Here is an 18,441-nt window from a genome sequence, read left to right as displayed (position 1 = left end):
TTAAAATTATTTAAACTTTTCAATTCCTTCTTTCATCCAAGTATAATACTCATCTGTGTTAGGCGTATACCCTACTGGTGCATTTAAATCCTCTTCATTATGATTCATTAAAACATAAAAAGGCTGTGTATTGGTTTTGTATTTAATGGTTTGCAATTCACTCCATTTCTGACCAATATATTTTAGTTTCTTACCAGGTCTTAATTTGCTATCTACCACTTCTTCATCCTTCAACTTTCTTTTATCATCAACATATAAAGAAATTAGAATTACATCATTTTTCAGCAATTTTAAAACCTTAGGCTGTACCCAGACATTTTGTTCCATCTTTCTACAATTTACACATGCATGTCCCGTAAAGTCCATCATTACTGGTTTGCCAACTTTTTTAGCATACGCTAAACCTTTATCATAATCATTAAATGCTAAAATATTATGCGGCGCCATTAAATGTGCTCCGTCAGGAATTTCAATATTAGATACATCTCCAGAACCTAATTTCATATACCCAACACCGTAGGGAGATTCACTATAATGTTGTGGTGGCGGAAAAGCACTAATTAAATTTAATGGAGCTCCCCATAAACCTGGTAACATATACAATGTAAAAGTTAATGAAAATAATCCTAAACCTAATCTACCAACAGAAATATGTTTTACAGGAGAATCATGTGGTAACTGTATTTTTCCGAAAAGATATAAAGTTAACCCTCCAAAAATGGCAATCCAAATAGCTATAAACACTTCTCTTTCTAACCAGTGTAATTGAAGTACTAAGTCTGCATTTGACAAAAATTTGAAAGCCAAAGCAAGTTCTAAGAATCCTAAAACTACTTTTACTGTGTTTAACCAACCACCAGATTTTGGCAAAGAATTTAACCAACCAGGAAACGCTGCAAATAATGCAAATGGTAAAGCTATTGCTAAAGAAAAGCCTAACATCCCCACAATTGGACCTATTTGACTTCCACCAGCAGCAGCTTCTACTAATAAGGTACCAACAATTGGGCCTGTACATGAGAAGGATACAATTGCAAGTGCCAAAGCCATAAAAAAGATACCAATTAAACCACCTCTATCTGCTTGAGAATCTACTTTATTTGCCCAAGAATTTGGTAACATAATTTCGAAAGCTCCTAAAAAAGAAGTAGCAAAAACCAATAATAAAATAAAAAAGATAACGTTAAACCAAACATTTGTAGACAAGGCATTTAATGAGTCTGCACCAAAAATAAGACTGACTAAAACCCCTAATAAAACGTAAATAACAATAATTGATAATCCGTAAATAATGGCATTTCTAATTCCTGCTGCCTTGGTTTTACTTTGTTTGGTAAAAAAACTTACCGTCATTGGTATCATTGGGAACACACAAGGCGTTAACAATGCCGCAAAACCAGATAAAAAAGCAATTAAGAAAATTGAGATTAAACCTCTTTGATTATTGTCTTTACTTGGGTTGTTTATAGATGTGCTATGAACAACAGCTTCTTTTTTTGAAGTTACACCTGTTGCTGCAGCATCTTTTTTAACAATTGTATTATTAAAATTAAATTCTAAATCAATATAAGTTGGTGGAAGACATTTACTATCATCACAAACCATAAATTCGACCTCTCCTTTTATAAAAGAAAGTTCTTTATTGGTTATTTTTATTTTTTGTTTAAATATTGCATTGTTCTCAAAAAACTTAATGACCATATTAAAAACAGGATCATCTATCGTGTGTCCTTCTTCTTCTAGAACATCCCCAATTAAAGTGTAATTTTCATTTTCTTCAAAATTAAAAAGTGTTGCTATTGGTCCGTCCTCTGGTACATCCTGAGAATATAAATGCCAACCTTGATCTATACTTGCGTTTGCTACCAGATTGTATTCTGTATCTGACACTTTTTCTACAGAAGTTGTCCATTTAACTGGCTCAAAAACTTGAGAATAGGCTGTAAACCCAAGGGTTAATATTAAAATTAAAATTATTTTTTTCATCTATTTTTATTTAGTATTTGGTATCAGTTTTATTTTTAATAAATTTTAATTTAAAAGATTGATAACATTTTATCAAACTTAGAGTAAACTTCCTTAAAGATTCAATATTAATATTTTAACGTTGCTCTTTAAAATTTTATCCTATTATAACATCGTCAATAGAACATTTTAATAGCTCTATATAAAAACGATTACAACCTTACTCCGGCTTATATCCTTTTATATAATTAGATTTGTTTTTTCTAAAATTTCTATAAAAATCTTCCTTATGAGACTTTTATAATTTCTGGATATAAAATAGCGACTAATGTATCAACTTTATCTGAATTAAGGTCAATTGTATCTAAAGATTTGCTTATTCAGGCGGTCTTTTTAACATTTTCATAAGTATTTATTCCTTTAGTATCTAATTCAAATTCTAAACATAGTTCTGGTCATCTTTACTAATAAAAATTTTACATTTTCAACAGTTTAAACGGTTTCAGTTTTTTAAGTAGGATTCGCTCTTTTGAGCACAAAACGTCTTTAACATTCAATTTTTTATAAATACAATACGCATAAGTACAATTAAACTATCTTTGCAATAAAAATAATCAATGCAGTTTTCTGAATTACCTTTACATAAATCAATCTTAAAAGCAGTTGCTGAAGAGCGATTTCACAGACCAACCCAAGTACAAGAAAAAGCAATTCCTTTAGTTTTAGCTAAAAAAAATGTAATTGTTTCTGCACAAACTGGTACAGGAAAAACTGCTGCTTTTGCATTGCCTATCATTCAATTATTATTAGATAAAGAAGAAAAGGAAGCGCAAAAAGCTAAGAAAAAGATAAAGTCTTTAATTATAACGCCAACTCGTGAATTAGCAATACAAATTCTAGAAAACTTTGTAAGCTATAGCAAATACACAGATTTAAAAACTACTGCTGTTTTTGGAGGTGTATCTTTAGAACCTCAAAAAGAAATATTAGGCGAAGGTGTAGATGTTTTAGTAGCAACTCCTGGTAGATTAATTGACTTACAGTTGCAAGGAAATATCGATTTAAGTGCTATTGAAATTTTTGTGTTAGATGAAGCAGATTTAATGCTAGACATGGGGTTTATTGCCGATGTTAAAAAAATTGAAGCATTATGTCCTAAACAAAAACAAACGTTACTTTTTTCTGCAACAATTCCAGAAAAAATAGATGAATTGGCTAAAAGGATTTTAAAAAGTCCTGTAAAGGTTGAAATAAATCCAGAAGAAACAACTGCTAAAAATATTGGTCAGTTATTGTATTATCTTCCAAAGAAAAACAAAACCGATTTATGTTTGCATTTATTAAGAAATACCATAAATGGGAAGATAATTATTTTTAGACGCACAAAATTTGGTGTAGATAAATTAGAAGAATCTTTACTTAAAAACGGCTATAAAGTTACAAGTATTCATGGTGATAAAACCCAAGCAATACGTAACAAAGCTATTGAAGATTTTAAAGATAAAAAAGCAAATATATTAATTGCAACTGATGTTGCTGCACGTGGAATTGACATTACAAATGTAGATGCCATTATTAATTTTGATATTCCTAACATACCAGAAACCTATATTCATAGAATTGGTAGAACTGGTAGAGCAGGAAAATCTGGAATTGCTTTTTCTTTCTGCTCTCCAGATGAAAATGCTTATATTAAATTAATAGAAAAATTAATAGAAAAGCCTATTAAAGTAATTGCAGAACACCCTTACCCAATTGCACCTCCAAAACACAGAAAAAAGCAACCAAATACGGTTAGCAAACACAATAAAGGAAGAAAATCTGAAGCTTCTAAAAAGAATAAAAAACGCTGGTATTAACAACTAGTTTAGTTTTTTAAATACATCATAAAAAAACCCCAAGTGAAAACTTGGGATTTTTAGTAAATAGAGGAAAAAGTTCAATTAATCTTCTAAATCATTTTTCTTATAATACTTTTATAGAACAACCAATTGCTCTTGTGTTTGTTTTAGTTGGTTTTTTACCAGACAATAAAGCATCTACAACGTCTTCTACATATTTTTCTGTTACAGCATCTGCGTCTCTAGAGTTATTGTCTATTGCCCAATATATTCAACTTTCATACTTGGTTTACCAACAACAAATACATGTGGTGTTTTTGTTGCCCCAAATTTGGGATACACTTTTTGTTCTTGATCTAACAAATAAGGAAACGTAAATCCTTTTTCTTTAGCCCTAACCTTCATATCCTCTAAACTATCTCCTTTAGATGCTTTTGGATCATTAGGATTAATTGCAATTACCGGATATCCTAATTTCTTATATTTTGCATCTAAGTCAATTATTCTATCCTCATTAGCTACCGAGTACGGACATGTATTACACGTAAAAATGAGAATAAAGCCCTTTGCATCAGAATAATCTGACAAAGAAACCATCTTATCATCAATATTTATTAATTTAAAGTCTTCTATTGTATCTCCTACTTGGTAACCTGCTGTCGTTTTTACAGTAAAGGCACTTGCTACTAAAACTACAAATAATATTAAAATTGATTTTGTATATTTCATATCGTTCCTTTATTAGTTTATAAAATAGTTTTTAATTCAGACTCTAGTTTTTCATAATCGAAAGATTGCTCATAAAATTTTCTACCCTTTGCATTGTAAATTAAAGTAGCAGGTAATGCTCCAGACCAAGTAGAATCGATTGCTTTTATCCAAACATCTTCATTCACATCATTTAATAAAACTACTTTAGAGTGCAAATTATTTTTATTGATAAAAGGAATTAATCTTTTATCTACTTGTTTCGGAAAATCTAAACTTACCAAAATAACTTCTACATTTTTAGCAGCATATTCTTCGTTTAATTTTTCAAATGCGGGTAATTCTTTAATACAAGGAGCACACCAAGTTGCCCAAAAATTAACCACATACGTTTTACCATCATTTCTCTCTAACAAAGGCTTCAACTCGTTATATGTATAAGACTTTACAGAAGTAACTTTTTGTGATAGCTCTTTTACTTCTCCTTTTTTACAAGAGATTAAAAGGGAGAAAAACAATAAAGTATAAAAACTTTTTTTTAGCATTTTATAAAATTACAAAGAAGATATCTTACTAAAAAACAATTAACTAATCCTTAACAAAAAATAGCCTCATAAAAGTAAATTTATGAGGCTATTCTTATAAGTGTTGATTTTTTAACTAGAAAATTTCGTTTAAAATTTTTGCCAAACGAATTCCCCCTTTTTGTAATTGAGTTCTTACGGTTTCTAAATGATCGTAAGAATATCTGTATTTTAAATTTTCTCCAACTTTAACAGATTTATAAACTTCTTTTGTAACTTCATGAACTTCATCTACCCAATCTACAACAGTTCCATTTTCGATGGCTTTAATTTCTGCTTTTGATAAATCTTTTGCATTTTCAGCCAACTCAATATAACTCATATTCCACTCTTCAATTATTTTAGAATCCCAAACTGAATGTAAATTTGCACCTTTACCAAACCACTGAACTTGTATGGTATTCCCTCCTTTATCTTCTCTTTGGCCAACATGCATTGGTTGGTGTAAATCTCCTACTAAATGTACTAACATTTTTAAATAGAAAACTTTATCTTCTTCACTACTATTATCATCCTTTAAAACTTGCACACATTTTTGTATACCAGTAACCATATCTCCTGCCGGATTTTTTTCTGCATCTGCATATTTTTCATCCAAGCCCATATTTACATAATGCCATGAATAAAATTCATTGTACTTTTTATCAGATTTTATTTCATCACCAAAGGTGGATACAAAAGCTAAACTTTGTCCCTTTAACAATTTATCAATTTTTCTTTTTGCTTTGTTTGTTAAATGATATTCTGCTATTTTACCAGTAGTTCTGTGTCCTGTTGGCCCCCAAAATACAGTTTCTTCTTTTGTATAACTTGAGAATAAAAATAGCGATAGTATAAAAAGTAATTTAATCTTCATCTTGTGCTTTTAAAATTATGTTTCAACAAATTTATAAAAATAATCTTCACCAAATTTGTAAATCTCAAAAATAATAGTATATCTTTACGATATCATTTTAATATCACTTTAAACGAATCTATATGAAAACAGAAAAAATTATTAAACCAGCAAACGGTTATTTAATGTTATTAATAGTAATATTATTATTTATTGGCGGAATTGTATTCTCTGCCATGGAAGAAACAATTGTATATGCAATTGTTAGTTTAATTGGCTTTATTGGTTTCTTCGGATTTATTCTTGTAAACCCAAACACGTCTAAAGTAATTTTATTATTTGGTAAATATGTAGGAACCATTAAATCTAATGGTTTGTATTGGGCAAACCCACTCTATAAGAAAAAAACAATTTCTTTAAGAGCTAGTAATTTCGATTCTGAACGTTTAAAAGTAAATGACAAATTAGGAAATCCGATCATGATTTCTACAATTTTGGTTTGGAGAGTAACAGACACTTACAAGGCAGCTTTTGATGTAGATAATTATGAGAACTTTGTACGTGTACAAACAGATGCAGCTGTAAGAAAGTTGGCTAGTATGTATCCGTATGATAATTTTGCAGATGAAGGTCATGATGAAGATATAACCTTACGCTCTAGTGTAAACGAAGTGTCTGAAGCTTTAGAAAAAGAAATAGACGAGCGCTTGTCTATTGCAGGTATAGAAGTTTTAGAAGCAAGAATTGGTTACTTAGCGTATGCGCAAGAAATTGCTTCTGCCATGTTAAAAAGACAACAAGCAACTGCAATTGTAGCTGCAAGACATAAAATTGTACAAGGTGCTGTGGAAATGGTAGAAATGGCTTTAAACGAATTAAGTAGAAAACAAATTGTAGAGCTAGATGATGAACGAAAAGCTGCAATGGTAAGTAATTTATTGGTTATTTTATGTGGCGATAAAGAAGCCTCTCCTATTGTTAATGCGGGTACGTTGAGTCATTAATTAGTGTTTAGTGGAGCTAAAAAAAATGACAACTCCACAACTTTATTCACTTTAAACCTTTGTAACTCTAAAACAAAAAAGAATAAACATGAAAGAATATAAAATAGTACAATTAAAACTAGGTCTTAGAAATCGTGTTCAAAATTTTGAAGACTTATTAAATCAATATGCTAGAGAAGGTTGGGTTTATAAAGAAGTGCCTCAAGGTTGGAACTCTGTAATTTTTGAACGTAACAAAAATCGCTAAAATGAAAATATTTAAAGAAGAACAACGTTTTAGACAAACTTGGTTGATTTTAATATTAATTGTTGCTTCTATTTTACCTACAGCAATGATGATAAAAAAATACTTTAAAAAGGGATCTACTTTATCAACACAAGAATTTTTAATTACTATCGGAATTTTTTTATTATCAATTTCATTGATTTTTTTATTTAAGCTTACAACAAGAATTGATGAAAAGGGAATTCATTACCAGTTTTTTCCTTTGCATCTTAAAGTAAAAACAATTCCTTGGAATACAATTTCTAAAGCGTATGTAAGAACTTATTATCCTATAAGTGAGTTTGGAGGTTGGGGATTAAGAGGTGGCTTTTTTTTTAATAAAGGAAAAGAGAAGGCAATAAATGTTTCTGGTGATATTGGCATTCAGCTTATATTTAAAAATGGTAAGAAATTATTAATTGGTACGCAAAAAAAGGAAGAAGCTATGCGTATCTTAGAAACTTATATTATTAAAAAAAATTAATATGATTCGATGTATCACTTATATTATAATCTCAATTTTTGGAATATCAATTTCTTTTGCACAAGTTAAATCCGAAGAAATTTTAATAAAAAATGGAGAAATAGAACTTCCAGGAACCTTAACATTTACCAAAGAAAATACGCCTTTAATCATTTGGGTTCATGGCTCTGGTCCTATTGAGAGAAACGGAAATCAGTCTGCACAAAACGTACAAGCAAACTATATTAAACAATTTAGAGACTCCATCAATAAAGAAAATATAGCTTTCTTTAGTTATGATAAAAGAACGGCTAATAAGAATAACAGCAAGTTATTAGCAAACACAAAGATTACCGATTTTACTGTGGATGCAGAAAAAGTAATCGCTCATTTTAAAAATGACACCCGCTTTTCTAAAATTATTTTAATTGGCCATAGTCAAGGTTCATTAATTGCAATGATGGCTGCTAAAAATGTTGACAAATACATTTCTATTGCTGGCACAGGAGAACAAATTGATGAAACGATTATAAAACAAATTACAAAGAACAATGCCCCTTTAGGTATTGCAGCCCGAAAACAGTTTGACACTTTAAGAGTAAAAGGTAAAATTGAAACCGTACATCCGTTTTTAATGAGCATATTTGGCAAACCAAATCAACCTTTTTTATATTCTTGGATGCAATTAAATCCTGAATCAGAAATTAAAAAACTACAGATTCCTATTTTAATTATTAATGGAGATAAAGATCTTCAGGTAACAGTTGAAGACGCAAAATTACTACATTCCGCAAACCCAAACTCTAAATTGGTGATTATAGAAAACATGAATCATGTTTTAAAAGACATCCAAGAAGAGGAAAACAATTTAAAATCTTATTATTCTCCGGAATACCAAATCTCAGATAAACTAATTAAAACCATCAGTTTATTTATAAAAAAGTAACATGGCAAAGAAAAAAGCATTCGCGTTGCGAGTTAATGAAGACATGATAAAAGCTATTGAAAAATGGGCTGCAGATGAATTTCGTTCTACAAACGGACAAATAGAATGGATGCTTATGCAAGCTCTTAAAAATGCAAAAAGAGAACCTACTAAAAAAGAAGAGTAAATTAACACCTATATTTAATAACTTTTAAAACAAACATTAGAATTACTTTTTCAAGAAATTAAAAACGATATAAAGATTAAAAATAGACGCTCAATTTTTATTGAGCGTTTAGTATTTTGTATATTGCCTACTTGATAAAAATCAATTAAAATATAATTTTTTTGATCTAATTAATTTATGAATAACAAAATACTAATTATTTTATTACTGCTCTTTTACTTTAAACTACATGCACAATCTTCTGCAGAAAGTAAATTAGGAACTTGGTATATGTACAATGGGTCTCATAAGCTTTCTAAAAAAATAAAACTTACAACAAGTGCCCATTTTAGATATTATGAATTGGCAAATGAATATCAACAAGAAATTTATAGATTAGGTATTAATTATGCCTTTAATAACAAGATTAATGTTACAGGCGGTAGCGTCTATTCTATAACAGATACAAGTTACGAAAAAGATGCTGCTGATTTGCATGAATATCGGTTTTATCAAGATTTAAACATTAAAGATCATTGGAGTACTATTCAAGTAAAACATCGCGTCCGTTTAGCACAAAGATTTAAAAGAAAAAACGCGACTAACGAAGTAGCACATAGAATACGTTATGGCTTATTTTTAAAACACCCAATTTCTAACAATTTAGAAGCTTACACGTTTAGCGAACTTTTTATAAAATTTGCTTCTAAAGCATACAGCCAAAATAGAACAGGTGCTGGCATTCTTAAAAAAATTAATGAGAGCCTAAAACTAAAATTAGGTTACTTTTACACAAAATTTTCAAATAGTGATCTTCATAGATTACAATTAGGGATTATATTAAATACAGACTTTACAAATAAAACAATATAAGTATGACCGCACCAACTTTTACAAATGATGCAATCGTTTTTGGAATCTTAATGTTATCACTCGGTTTCGTTTTTTATACAGAAAATAAAACAAGTGGCTTTTGGCATAAATTTTATAAAATTGTACCAGGTTTATTTATGGCATATTTTATTCCCGCTATTTTTACAACAGTCGGAATAATATCCCCAGAATGGGAAACCTTAAGTGCAGCAGGAGAAGTTGTAAAAGGAAAATCTCAATTGTATTATATTTCTAGTCGATTTTTATTACCAGCTGCCCTAGTTTTAATGACACTAAGCATCGATTTAAAAGCTATTTTTAACTTAGGTTCTAAAGCATTAATTATGTTTTTTACGGGAACTGTAGGTATTATTATTGGTGGGCCTTTAGCTATTTTACTCATCTCAATTTTCTCTCCAGAAACTGTTGGTGGATCAGATTTTGATGCTGTTTGGCGTGGTTTATCTACACTTGCAGGAAGTTGGATTGGTGGTGGTGCAAACCAAACTGCCATGTTAGAAATTTATAAATACAACCCTGCCAAATATGGAGGAATGGTGTTTGTTGATATTGTAGTAGCAAATGTTTGGATGGCGATTCTATTAATAGGTATTGGTAAAAAAGATAAAATAGACAAATGGTTAGGTGCAGATACTTCTGCCATAGAAGATTTAAAAGAAAAAGTATCTTTATTTGCTAAGAAAGTAAAAAGGAATCCTTCTGTAACAGACTTTATGATAATTCTTGCAATTGCTTTTGGTACCGTTGGTTTTGGGCATTTTACAGCAGAATACTTAAGTGCTTTTTTCAGTAACTTAGTAGCAAGTATTGCTTCTGAAACTTGGAGAAACATCTTTACTTTCTTAGGTTCTAGTTTCTTTTGGTTGATTAGTATTTCTACAGTTATTGCAGTTATCTTATCTTTTACAAAAGCAAAAAATTACGAAGGTGCGGGCGCTAGTAAAATTGGAAGTGTATTTATTTACATTTTGGTTGCTACCATTGGTATGAAAATGGATTTAGCAATGATTTTTGACAATGTTGGCTTAATTGCTATTGGTCTTGTTTGGATGTCTATTCATGCTGGTTTATTAATTGTAGTTGCCAAATTAATAAAAGCACCTTATTTCTTTTTAGCACTTGGTAGTCAAGCAAATGTTGGTGGTGCAGCTTCTGCCCCAATTGTAGCACAAGCGTTTCATCCATCTTTAGCTACTGTAGGTGTTTTATTAGCTGTTTTTGGATACGCCATAGGAACAATTGGTGCCATTTTATGTACTATTTTAATGGAATTATCAGCAACACTTTAAATAAAAATCAGCATATTTGCAGACGAAAAATATAGATTTATGAAGAAAATTATTACGCTTTTAGTCCTATCTATTTTAATTACAGCATGTTCTTCTAAAAAAGAAGGTAATATGATTGTTAAAGGGCAAATTAAAGGTCTTAAAAAAGGTACTTTATACCTTCAGAAGATGAAAGACACTCTTTTAGTTTCTGTAGATTCTGTAAACTTAATAGGGAGTGATCAATTTATTTTAACAGATGATGTAAAGTCTCCTGTTTTGTATTACTTAACCTTTGATGGAAATACTACGGATAAAAGAATTTTATTTTTTGGTGAAGAGGGAACGATAACCATTAATGACAATGTTGACAAATTTGGATTTACACCGCAAATAACCGGATCTAAAAATCAAGAAATTTTAGATAAGTATAATAAAATTAAAAGTAAATTTCAAGATCAACGATTAGACTTTATCAAAAAAGATTTTGAAGCTAAAAAAACAAATGACCAGGAGTTAATTGCTCAATTAGAAAAAGACTATAAAAATCTTGCAAAAAGAAGAGTTTTATTTACTACTAATTTTGCACTTACAAATGCAGACTATGAAGTAGCACCTTATATTGGGTTAACAGAGATGTATGATGCTAGTTTAAAAATGTTAGATACCGTAAATAGTTCTTTATCAGATAAAGTAAAAAGCTCTGAATACGGAAAACGTTTTCAAGAATACTTAAATTCTATTAAGAAAAAGTAATAAAGAAAATTATATTCTATTAAATAAAAAAACGAGCAATTTGCTCGTTTTTTTATTTAATAGAATGTCTAAAAAGGTTTATTTTTTTTTCACATTTTTAACTTCTTTATCAAAATATAATTGAGTTTTAATACTCAATTATAAAACGGTTATAACATCTACTTTTAATCTCTTATTAAAGGCAACGTAGAGCATCTAAGTAAGCCTTCTTGCTTCGCAATTTCAGAATACGCAACTTCTTCTACAGTAAAACCTTTATCTCTAAGCCAAGTATTTAATCTTGTAAAGTTTTTTTCAGAAATAATAACTTCTTCAGAAATTGAAAAGATATTACTATTCATACTATACATTTCTTCTTTAGTAATTTCGAAAATATTTTCCTCTCCAAAGAAATTAACTAACCATTGATATTCTCTTTCTATTAAAAAACCATTTTTGTGAAGAATTGCTTTGTCTTTTCCTATGGGTTGAAAACAACAGTCTAAATGCAAAGCATTTTCTTTAGCATTGGTATTTGATTTTCTTAACTCAAAAGATTTTACTTTCTTTTCAGGAAATAGCTCTTGTAGTGCAATTACTGCGTCCATATTTGTTCGGGCTGTAATATAATCAGAATAGTCACTACCAGAATACGTACCAATAAAAAGATAATCATTCCATGGCATCACATCACCACCTTCTACATGACATTCTTTAGGTAAGACAACCACTTTTTTAGGGTCTATTTTTGATATTACTTTGTCTATTGCTCTATATTCTTTTTCTCTGTCTGGAAGAATGTTTGCTTCTATAAAAGTGTCTTCAATAACAAAAGCAATGTCTCTAGAAAATATTTGATTGTAATTTTCAATTATATCTGGCCTAAATACTTCTACATCATACTTCTTTAAAATTTCAGCAACAGCTTCCATCTCTAAGTTCATTGCAGATTCTTTAGGGTATGTTCCCGCTAAAACGTGTTCAATACTTTTAGGATCATAACAGCTTTCTACTTTAGGTACTCCTCCATTGCTTTTGGCAGTACCTAAAATTACAGCTCTTAATCTAGAGGTTTCGTTTTTAATATTTAATTGTAACATACATAAAATAATTAAAAAAAGCTTCATAAAATATGAAGCTTTGATTTTGTAAATGTAATAAAATTTATCTTTTTTCTATACCTGTAAATGGTCTGTAATTTTCTCCAGTATAAATTTGACGTGGTCTACCTATTGGTTCTTTATTAAGACGCATTTCTTTCCACTGAGCAATCCAACCTGGTAAACGTCCTAAAGCAAACATTACTGTAAACATCTCTGTAGGGATTCCCATAGCTCTGTAAATAATACCAGAATAGAAATCTACATTTGGATATAATTTTCTTTCAACAAAATATGGATCATTTAAAGCTTCTTGCTCTAAACTTCTTGCAATATCTAAAATAGGATCTTTAACACCTAAATCATTTAAAACATCATCTGCTGCTGCTTTAATAATTTTAGCTCTTGGATCGAAGTTTTTATAAACTCTATGACCAAATCCCATTAAACGGAAAGGATCATTTTTATCTTTTGCTTTAGCCATGTACTTCTTAGTATCACCGCCGTCAGCTCTAATTCCTTCTAACATTTCTAATACAGCTTGGTTTGCTCCACCGTGTAATGGTCCCCAAAGTGCAGAAATTCCTGCAGAAAGAGATGCAAATAAACCAGCATGAGAAGAACCAACAATTCTTACAGTAGATGTAGAACAGTTTTGCTCATGATCTGCATGTAAAATTAACAATTTGTCTAAAGCGTCTTTAACAATAGGATTAATTACAAAATCTTCATTTGGTTGCTTAAACATCATAAACATCAAATTCTCTACATAACCTAAAGATTTTTGTCCATAATTTAAATGCATTCCTTTTTGCTTACGCATAGTCCAAGCTACTAATACTGGAAATTTAGCCATAATACGTACAATAGCGTTGTACATATCTTCTCTAGACTCAATATTAACTGAAGATGGATTAAATGCAGTTAAAGCACTTGTTAAAGAAGACAATACTCCCATTGGGTGTGCTGTCTTTGGAAATGCTTCTAATATTTTTCTAACATCATCATCTACTAATGAATGATCTCTAATGTCATTATGAAATTTTTCTAATTCTGCCTTTGTAGGTAAATTACCAAATATTAATGCATAAGATACTTCTAAAAAATCTGCTTTTTCAGCTAACTCTTCAATAGAATAGCCTCTATAACGTAAAATACCTTTTTCTCCATCTAAGAAAGTAATAGCACTTTCACATGAACCTGTGTTCTTATAACCTGGATCTATAGTTATAATTCCATTAGTTGCACCTCTTAAGGTTTTAATATCTATGGCTACTTCATTTTCTGTACCCTTTACAAGTGGAAACTCATAAGTTTTATCTCCAATCTGTAATTTAGCTGTATCTGACATTTACTGATGATTTTTTAGTATTGTTAAGTTTGACGAAGATACCAAATTTAATAGTATTTTAAAAGGGTGCACTAATAGATTTTAAGAATTTTAAAATAAAGGTAACTTATGTAAGAATAATGCAAAAAAAACCTCATAATTTCTTATGAGGTTATAATCTATTTAAAAAAGTTACTCTTAAAGTTTAAAAGCATTTTCTCCTGGAAAATAAGCAGTTGCACCTAATTCTTCTTCAATACGTAATAATTGGTTGTATTTTGCCATTCTATCAGAACGAGAAGCAGAACCAGTTTTTATTTGTCCACAGTTTAATGCTACTGCTAAATCTGCAATAGTATTATCTTCTGTTTCACCAGATCTATGAGACATTACTGAAGTATAACCTGCATTTTTAGCCATATTTACAGCTGCAATAGTTTCTGTTAAACTTCCAATTTGGTTTACTTTAATTAAAATAGAATTTGCTATTCCATTCTCAATTCCTTTAGCCAAACGCTCTACATTAGTAACAAATAAATCATCACCAACTAATTGAACTTTATCTCCAATTAATTCAGTAAGGTATTTTGTACCATCCCAGTCATTTTCATCCATCCCATCTTCAATAGAAATAATAGGATATTTACCAGTTAATTCAGCTAAATAATCTGCTTGTTCTTTACTTGTTCTAATTTTTCCTGTTTCACCTTCAAACTTAGTGTAATCATATTTACCATCAACATAAAATTCTGCAGCAGCACAATCTAATGCAATTTTAATTTCTTCACCAAAAACGTAACCAGCATTTTTAACTGCTAATGCAATTGTTTCAATAGCATCTTCAGTACCTCCTGGTAAGTTTGGAGCAAAACCTCCTTCATCTCCAACAGCAGTAGATAAATTTCTATCGTGTAAAACTTTTTTCAAGTTATGAAAAATTTCAGAACCCATTTTCATAGCTTCAGTAAATGTTTTTGCCTTAACTGGCATAATCATAAATTCTTGAAAAGCAATTGGAGCATCAGAATGAGAACCACCATTAATGATATTCATCATTGGTAATGGTAAAGTATTTGCAGAAACACCACCTACATATCTGTATAAAGGCATTCCTAACTCATTAGCAGCAGCTTTAGCAGCAGCTAAAGAAACTCCTAAAATAGCATTGGCTCCTAATTTAGATTTATTTGGTGTACCATCTAAATCAATCATTAATTGATCAATAGCATTCTGTTCAAAAACAGAAGTACCTAATAATTCTGCTGCAATAATGTTATTTACGTTAGATACAGCTTTTAAAACACCTTTACCCATGTAATCTTTACCACCATCACGTAATTCAACAGCTTCATGCTCTCCTGTAGAAGCTCCAGAAGGAACTGCTGCTCTACCTAAAACACCATTTTCTGTAGTTACATCTACTTCAACCGTTGGGTTACCTCTTGAATCAAAAATTTGACGTGCGTGAACGCTAATTATAATGCTCATATTATTTATTATTTAATTAATTTATGTCTTTTATTTATACCGCTAATTTACAAAAAACCACTCTTAAAAGAGTGGTTTTAAAGAGTTACTTACGAAAACGTTTTCAGCTAAAATAATTGAACAAATACTAATTTGTTACTGATTTTGCTTCCTTAATATTTTTTATAAATTGATCGAATAAATACTCAGAATCATGCGGTCCAGGGCTAGCTTCTGGGTGGTATTGTACAGAAAAAACATTCTTGTCTTTCATACGGATTCCCGCTACTGTATGATCATTTAAATGAACATGAGTAATTTCTACATTGTCATTAGCTTCTGTTTCTTCTCTGTTGATAGCAAAACCATGGTTTTGAGAAGTAATTTCTCCTTTACCAGTCAATAAGTTTTTAACAGGATGATTAATTCCTCTATGACCGTTGTACATTTTATAAGTAGAAATTCCGTTAGCCAAAGCAATCACTTGATGACCTAAACAGATACCAAATAAAGGTAAATTTCTTTCTATTATTTCTTTAGCTACTTCTTGTGCTTCAATTAAAGGTTCTGGATCTCCAGGGCCATTAGAAATAAAATAACCATCAGGATTAAATGCAGCTAAATCTTCAAACTTTGCATTGTAAGGAAACACTTTAATATAAGCACCTCTTTTGGCTAAGTTTCTTAAAATATTCTTTTTTATACCGATATCTAAGGCAGATATTTTGATAGTAGCATTCTCATCACCAACATAGTAAGGTTCTTTTGTAGAAACTTTAGAAGCCAACTCTAAGCCTTCCATACTTGGTACAGAAGCTAATTGTTTTTTTAAAGCATCAATATTATCTACATCAGTAGAAATAATAGCATTCATTGCACCATTATCTCTAATATAAGATACTAATGCTCTAGTATCAACATCAGAAATAGCAACAAGATTATGTTTTGTAAACCAATCTTTTAAATTACCATTAGAATCTACTCTAGAATGAGTAAAACTAAAATTTCTACAAATTAAACCTGAAATTTTGATTCCATCAGATTCAACTTCATTATCATTTACCCCATAATTACCAATATGTGCATTTGTTGCAACCATTAATTGACCAAAATAAGATGGATCTGTAAAAATTTCTTGATACCCTGTCATACCTGTATTAAAACAGATTTCACCAGTAGAAGTTCCTTCTATTCCTACGGATTTACCATAAAAAATTGTTCCATCTGCTAATAAAACAAGTGCCTTTTTTCGTGTTTGATATTTCATTGATAGTTGTTGTGTTTCTTATTGCAAAAATATAAAAAAAAAGGGATAAGCGTAAACGCTTATCCCTTTTATATAATTTAAAAAATTCTCATTTTTTATTCTTCAGATTTTTCTTCTGTTGCTGTTCCTTCTACTTGTGGAGCATCTGCTTTTTTGCTTCTTCCTCTACGTGTAGTTTTCTTAGCTTTTTTACCATTAGGATTGTAAATTTCGTTGTAATCAACTAATTCTACCATTGCCATAGGAGCATTATCCCCTTGACGATTTCCTAACTTAATAATACGAAGATAACCTCCTGGTCTATCTGCTACTTTTACAGAAATTTCTTTAAATAACTCTGTAACTGCATATTTATCACGTAAGTGAGAAAATACAACACGTCTGTTGTGAGTAGTATCACTTTTAGACTTTGTTATTAATGGTTCTGCAAAAACTCTTAATGCTTTTGCTTTAGCCACTGTAGTGTTAATACGTTTATGTTCTATTAAAGAACATGTCATATTAGCTAACATTGCCTTTCTGTGTGAAGTAGTTCTTCCTAAATGATTATGCTTTTTTCCGTGTCTCATGACCTTTGTTTTATAATTTCATCTTGCATCAACTCACTATGAGGAGCAAATTATGAAAAATTAATCTCTATCTAATTTATATTTTGTTAAATCCATTCCAAAACTTAAACCTTTAACAATCACTAATTCTTCTAGTTCTGTTAATGATTTTTTACCAAAGTTTCTAAACTTCATTAAATCACTTTTGTTAAAAGAAACTAAATCTCCTAAAGTATCTACTTCTGCAGCCTTTAAACAATTTAAAGCTCTAACAGATAAATCCATATCGATTAATCTAGTTTTTAATAACTGACGCATGTGTAATGATTCCTCATCATACGTTTCTGTCTGTGCAATTTCATCGGCCTCTAAAGTGATACGCTCATCAGAGAATAACATAAAGTGGTGAATTAAAATTTTAGCAGCTTCAGTTAATGCATCTTTTGGATTGATTGATCCATCAGTATCGATATCGAAAACTAATTTTTCATAATCCGTTTTTTGTTCTACACGGTAATTTTCGATTGCATACTTTACATTCTTAATTGGTGTGTAAATAGAATCAGTAAAAATTGTTCCTATTGGAGCAGAAGCCTTTTTATTTTCTTCTGCAGGTACAAATCCTCTACCTTTTTCTATAGTAATTTCTGCATTTAATTTTACAGATTTATCCATATTACAGATTACTAAATCTGGATTCAATACTTGAAAACCAGAGATAAATTTCTGTAAGTCTCCTGCAGTAAACTGCTCTTGACCAGATAATGAAATAGATACAGTTTCTCTATCTGTTTCTTCTATTTGTTTCTTAAAACGTACTTGCTTTAAGTTTAAAATAATTTCTGTAACATCTTCTACTACTCCAGAAACAGTAGAAAATTCATGCTCTACACCATCAATTCTTAATGATGTAATTGCAAACCCTTCTAAAGAAGATAAAAGAACTCTTCTTAGAGCATTTCCTATTGTTAAACCAAAACCTGGTTCTAAAGGTCTAAACTCGAATCTACCTGTAAAATCAGTAGATTCAATCATTATTACTTTATCTGGTTTTTGAAAATTTAAAATTGCCATTT

At 30.1% G+C, this 18,441-nt stretch carries 18 protein-coding genes and 1 pseudogene; 9 read left to right on the top strand and 10 right to left on the bottom strand.

Annotated features, from left to right (window positions below):
• Positions 1–6: 6 nt before the first annotated feature.
• Positions 7–1,986 carry a protein-disulfide reductase DsbD family protein gene (locus tag WG945_RS15085; RefSeq protein ID WP_068451621.1) on the bottom strand — a complete coding sequence of 660 codons (1,980 nt, stop codon included), beginning with the start codon at positions 1,984–1,986 and terminating at the stop codon, positions 7–9.
• 596 nt (positions 1,987–2,582) lie between these two features.
• Between WG945_RS15085 and WG945_RS15080 the strand changes: the two genes are divergently transcribed.
• Positions 2,583–3,824, top strand: a complete 1,242-nt coding sequence (locus tag WG945_RS15080) for a DEAD/DEAH box helicase (protein ID WP_068451618.1) — start codon at positions 2,583–2,585, stop codon at positions 3,822–3,824.
• 106 nt (positions 3,825–3,930) lie between these two features.
• On the opposite strand, the pseudogene WG945_RS15075 reads toward WG945_RS15080, so the two are convergent.
• The 3 genes and pseudogenes from WG945_RS15075 to WG945_RS15065 all read right to left on the bottom strand — a co-directional run bounded on the left by WG945_RS15075 (position 3,931) and on the right by WG945_RS15065 (position 5,954).
• Positions 3,931–4,535 (bottom strand): annotated as a pseudogene (locus WG945_RS15075) (thioredoxin family protein).
• A 17-nt stretch (positions 4,536–4,552) separates the two neighbouring features.
• Positions 4,553–5,059, bottom strand: a complete 507-nt coding sequence (locus WG945_RS15070) for a TlpA disulfide reductase family protein (protein ID WP_068451615.1) — start codon at positions 5,057–5,059, stop codon at positions 4,553–4,555.
• Positions 5,060–5,174: 115 nt separating this feature from the next.
• The gene (locus WG945_RS15065; RefSeq protein ID WP_068451612.1) at positions 5,175–5,954 is read right to left on the bottom strand and encodes a S1/P1 nuclease; all 780 of its coding nucleotides are present in this window, start codon (positions 5,952–5,954) and stop codon (positions 5,175–5,177) included.
• 122 nt (positions 5,955–6,076) lie between these two features.
• On the opposite strand from WG945_RS15065, the gene WG945_RS15060 reads away from it, so the two are divergent.
• From WG945_RS15060 to WG945_RS15025, 8 genes are all read left to right on the top strand, one after another.
• Entirely contained in the window at positions 6,077–6,937 is an 861-nt protein-coding gene (locus tag WG945_RS15060) for an SPFH domain-containing protein (protein WP_068451609.1), read from the top strand.
• Positions 6,938–7,025: 88 nt separating this feature from the next.
• On the top strand, positions 7,026–7,184 hold the full coding sequence (locus WG945_RS15055; RefSeq protein ID WP_157603704.1) for a DUF4177 domain-containing protein: 159 nt from the start codon (positions 7,026–7,028) through the stop codon (positions 7,182–7,184).
• Between the two features lies 1 nt (position 7,185).
• Positions 7,186–7,686, top strand: coding sequence for a hypothetical protein (locus WG945_RS15050; RefSeq protein WP_197482106.1), 501 nt, complete (start codon positions 7,186–7,188; stop codon positions 7,684–7,686).
• A 1-nt stretch (position 7,687) separates the two neighbouring features.
• A complete protein-coding gene (locus WG945_RS15045) occupies positions 7,688–8,611 on the top strand; it encodes an alpha/beta hydrolase (RefSeq protein WP_068451606.1) in 924 nt (307 codons plus the stop codon).
• A gap of 1 nt (position 8,612) precedes the next feature.
• Complete coding sequence (locus tag WG945_RS15040; protein ID WP_082864293.1) at positions 8,613–8,777, top strand: Arc family DNA binding domain-containing protein; 165 nt, start codon at positions 8,613–8,615, stop codon at positions 8,775–8,777.
• 177 nt (positions 8,778–8,954) lie between these two features.
• Positions 8,955–9,629 carry a DUF2490 domain-containing protein gene (locus WG945_RS15035; protein WP_068451603.1) on the top strand — a complete coding sequence of 225 codons (675 nt, stop codon included), beginning with the start codon at positions 8,955–8,957 and terminating at the stop codon, positions 9,627–9,629.
• A 2-nt stretch (positions 9,630–9,631) separates the two neighbouring features.
• On the top strand, positions 9,632–10,939 hold the full coding sequence (locus WG945_RS15030) for a DUF819 domain-containing protein (RefSeq protein ID WP_068451600.1): 1,308 nt from the start codon (positions 9,632–9,634) through the stop codon (positions 10,937–10,939).
• Between the two features lie 39 nt (positions 10,940–10,978).
• A complete protein-coding gene (locus WG945_RS15025) occupies positions 10,979–11,674 on the top strand; it encodes a DUF4369 domain-containing protein (RefSeq protein WP_068451597.1) in 696 nt (231 codons plus the stop codon).
• A 164-nt stretch (positions 11,675–11,838) separates the two neighbouring features.
• Here the strand turns inward: WG945_RS15025 and WG945_RS15020 are convergent, their stop codons facing one another.
• The 6 genes from WG945_RS15020 to WG945_RS14995 form a co-directional block, all read right to left on the bottom strand.
• Complete coding sequence (locus WG945_RS15020; protein ID WP_068451576.1) at positions 11,839–12,753, bottom strand: dimethylarginine dimethylaminohydrolase family protein; 915 nt, start codon at positions 12,751–12,753, stop codon at positions 11,839–11,841.
• Positions 12,754–12,817: 64 nt separating this feature from the next.
• Positions 12,818–14,104, bottom strand: coding sequence for a citrate synthase (locus tag WG945_RS15015; RefSeq protein ID WP_068451573.1), 1,287 nt, complete (start codon positions 14,102–14,104; stop codon positions 12,818–12,820).
• 177 nt (positions 14,105–14,281) lie between these two features.
• Positions 14,282–15,571, bottom strand: a complete 1,290-nt coding sequence (eno, locus tag WG945_RS15010; RefSeq protein WP_068451570.1) for a phosphopyruvate hydratase — start codon at positions 15,569–15,571, stop codon at positions 14,282–14,284.
• A 127-nt stretch (positions 15,572–15,698) separates the two neighbouring features.
• Positions 15,699–16,817 carry a glutamine-hydrolyzing carbamoyl-phosphate synthase small subunit gene (gene carA / locus WG945_RS15005; protein ID WP_068451567.1) on the bottom strand — a complete coding sequence of 373 codons (1,119 nt, stop codon included), beginning with the start codon at positions 16,815–16,817 and terminating at the stop codon, positions 15,699–15,701.
• 95 nt (positions 16,818–16,912) lie between these two features.
• The gene (gene rplQ / locus WG945_RS15000; protein ID WP_068451564.1) at positions 16,913–17,386 is read right to left on the bottom strand and encodes a 50S ribosomal protein L17; all 474 of its coding nucleotides are present in this window, start codon (positions 17,384–17,386) and stop codon (positions 16,913–16,915) included.
• A gap of 60 nt (positions 17,387–17,446) precedes the next feature.
• Positions 17,447–18,439, bottom strand: a complete 993-nt coding sequence (locus WG945_RS14995) for a DNA-directed RNA polymerase subunit alpha (protein WP_068451561.1) — start codon at positions 18,437–18,439, stop codon at positions 17,447–17,449.
• Positions 18,440–18,441: the final 2 nt, after the last annotated feature.

The organism is Polaribacter atrinae (assembly GCF_038023995.1).
GTDB classification, from domain to species: domain Bacteria; phylum Bacteroidota; class Bacteroidia; order Flavobacteriales; family Flavobacteriaceae; genus Polaribacter; species Polaribacter atrinae.
The sequence above is the reverse complement of the archived record's forward strand: the minus strand, read 5'-3'. Positions and strand labels throughout refer to the sequence as shown.